This is a genomic window from Psittacicella gerlachiana, assembly GCF_003585965.1.
Lineage (GTDB): Bacteria > Pseudomonadota > Gammaproteobacteria > Enterobacterales > Psittacicellaceae > Psittacicella > Psittacicella gerlachiana.
In genome coordinates this window covers 1-2,737 of the sequence record NZ_NRJF01000192.1, presented here as the reverse complement: position 1 = coordinate 2,737, position 2,737 = coordinate 1, and the positions used below count along the sequence as shown (strand labels likewise).

General features: G+C 31.2%; 4 protein-coding genes. All 4 read left to right on the top strand.

Annotated elements, in window-relative coordinates; all coding sequences use genetic code 11:
* The first annotated feature begins 57 nt into the window (after window positions 1–57).
* The 4 genes from rpmH to yidC all read left to right on the top strand — a co-directional run bounded on the left by rpmH (window position 58) and on the right by yidC (window position 2,710).
* On the top strand, window positions 58–192 hold the full coding sequence (gene rpmH / locus CKF59_RS06340) for a 50S ribosomal protein L34 (RefSeq protein ID WP_119497398.1): 135 nt from the start codon (window positions 58–60) through the stop codon (window positions 190–192).
* A 103-nt stretch (window positions 193–295) separates the two neighbouring features.
* Complete coding sequence (gene rnpA / locus CKF59_RS06335; RefSeq protein ID WP_245959284.1) at window positions 296–676, top strand: ribonuclease P protein component; 381 nt, start codon at window positions 296–298, stop codon at window positions 674–676.
* A gap of 163 nt (window positions 677–839) precedes the next feature.
* On the top strand, window positions 840–1,082 hold the full coding sequence (yidD, locus tag CKF59_RS06330) for a membrane protein insertion efficiency factor YidD (RefSeq protein WP_119535105.1): 243 nt from the start codon (window positions 840–842) through the stop codon (window positions 1,080–1,082).
* Window positions 1,082–2,710, top strand: a complete 1,629-nt coding sequence (gene yidC, locus CKF59_RS06325) for a membrane protein insertase YidC (RefSeq protein ID WP_119535104.1) — start codon at window positions 1,082–1,084, stop codon at window positions 2,708–2,710. Before yidD ends, yidC begins: the two co-directional genes overlap by 1 nt.
* The last annotated feature ends 27 nt before the right edge of the window (window positions 2,711–2,737 follow it).

The following is a 2,737-nucleotide window of genomic DNA, read 5'->3' as shown; positions in this document are numbered from 1 at the left end:
TTTTATAATATAAGATCTATTCAGATTTTATAAAAATAAAAATATTAGAGAATTAAAATGAAAAGAACTTATCAACCATCAGTTTTAAAACGTAAACGTGATCACGGTTTCCGTAAACGTATGTCTACTAAAAACGGTCGTAAAGTATTATCACGTCGTCGTGCTAAAGGCCGTAAAGTATTATCAGCTTAATACTGAGTCTAGACAAAATATAATTATAAAAAAAATGGTATTAAAGGCTTCTTTAATATCATTTTTTTTATTTTAAAATTGAAAATAACTGAAGATTATACCTGTGCGTAAAGAAAATCAAACATATAAATTTACTAAAGATCATCGTCTTTATGGTCAGGATCTTGCTTCAATCTCTAAAAAAAATTGTTTTCGCTATGCTTCAAAAAACTTCTCAATTTTAGGAGTAGAAAATAATCTAGAAGAATCAAGATTAGGCATGATTATCGCTAAGAAAAATATTAAATTAGCTCATGACCGTAATAGAGTACGAAGAATTGTACGTGAATACTTTCGTTTAAATCAACATAAGTATCTTCCTGTAGATATCTTATTCTTTGCTCGTAGCCATATAACCTCTATAGATAATGCTCAGCTTTTTGCTGAATTAGACAAGAGTTTTAAAACTTTGCACGACTTTATCACGAAAAGAAAAAATAAATAACCTTACCCTCAAACTTTAACCTTAACTTCTTTGGTTAAATTGTTTTTTTTTCTAAATTATTATATAATCTAAAAAGTTTTTACTACATCTTATTCTTTAGATCTATCCCGATTAAGTTACTTAAACTCGATAAATTTTGCCATTAATTTGATGGATTTTGATCGTGAAAAAGATAGCTTTTACACTTATAAAGTTCTACCAACTTTTTCTGAGTCCTCTCTTAGGTTCAGGAAAGTGTAGATTTCACCCTGTTTGCTCTCAATATGGAAAAATTGCAATCAAACACCATGGATTTTTTTATGGTGGACTTTTGACAATTTGGCGGATATTGCGTTGCAATCCTTTAGGTATCGGTGGAATAGATCCCGTTCCACATCATTTTAATAACAAAAAAGTGAAAAAATAATGAATCAGACTAGGGGAATCCTTTTTATTGTCTTAGCCGTACTAAGCTTTTTATTATTTCAAGCTTATGTTCAAGACACAGCACCAAAGCCAGAAAGTGATTCGGTAGTAGCTACACATGATCCAAACAATCTTGGTACTGGTATAGATACAGCTAATGCTTTATCAATCAGTAATGATGTGTTAAAACTTACTATCAACGCAAAAACAGGTGATTTCATTGGTGCAGAACTACTAAAATATGATCGTACAATTGAAGATAAAACACCTTTAACTTTACTTTCAAATAATCCTGATGATTATTTAAGAATTGTAAATGGTCTTGCAGGTGAAGGTGGTACTGATTCAGCTTCAACTCGTGCCGATTATGCAGTAGCTTCACAAAGCAATAATTCTGTAACTTTAACTTATACCAAAGACGGAGTAACTTACAATAAAACTATTACTGTTGATGGCTATAAAGTTTTAGTTAATTATCAAGTACACAATGAGACTGCAAAAACAATATCAGTAGCTCCTTACGCTTCATTTGTTTATCGTCCAGCACCAGCTCCATCTTTATTTAGTCGTTCAAATGTGTATGGAACTAATCAATCTTATGCTGGTTTAGTTATCTCTACAGATAGTGATAACTACGATAAAATTTCAAATAGTGATATTGAAGATAACGATTTTAAAAGAATTTCGACCTCTAAAGGTTGGACTGCTATCTCACAACACTTTTTCGTAACAGCTTATGCTCCTAAGAGTGAGAATGGATTTGACATCTACACTCAATATAGCAATGGTAATTACATTATAAATACTCTTGCGCATACAACAAATGTTGATCCTAACTCTACTGTTACTTTTAATGATACTTACTGGATTGGTCCAAAACTACAAGATCAATTAGAAACTGTAGCTCCAGACTTAGACTTAGTTGTAGACTATGGTTGGGCATGGTTCCTTTCATTACCTTTATTTAAATTAATGCAATTCTTGCATTCATTTATTGGTAACTGGGGATTAACAATTATTGCTTTAACTCTAGTAGTGCGTATTATTATTTCGCCACTTTCAAGATTACAATTTAGAAATCAAGCACTAATGCGTGTTATTCAACCTGAATTAGCGGCTGCAAATGAACGTGCTGGCGAAGATCGCATGAAACGCTTAACTGAGACCCAAAAAGTATTTAAAAAATACGGTGCTTCTCAATTTACAGGTTGTTTCCCAGCATTAATTCAAATGCCTATCTTCTTAGCTTTATTCTACCTCATGAATGAAGCGGTGGATCTAAGACACCAATCTTTCTTATGGATTCATGACTTAAGCCAAGCTGATCCATACTTTATTTTACCTATCCTTAATGGTTTAACAATGATCTTTATGTTCTCTCTAACACCTATGCCAGAGAATATGGATCCATTACAAAGAAAAATTATGAAAATGATGCCATATATCTTCATCGTTTTCTTCTTATTCTTACCATCAGGATTAATTTTATACTATATAGTATCTAATATTATTACTATTATCTTTATTATTTACTATAATAGAAAATTAACGTATTTATACGCTAACAATTTATTACCAACTTATAAAGTGGTAGATCGCCCTATTACAGCACCTCGTAGAAAAAGATAATTGCAACAAAGTAATATGATTTATCAC

Excerpts from the sequence above, each read along its gene's own strand:
- yidC (WP_119535104.1), top strand. The coding sequence starts at position 1,082 with ATGAATCAGACTAGGGGAATCCTTTTTATTGTCTTAGCCGTACTAAGC.
- rpmH (WP_119497398.1), top strand. The coding sequence starts at position 58 with ATGAAAAGAACTTATCAACCATCAGTTTTAAAACGTAAACGTGATCAC.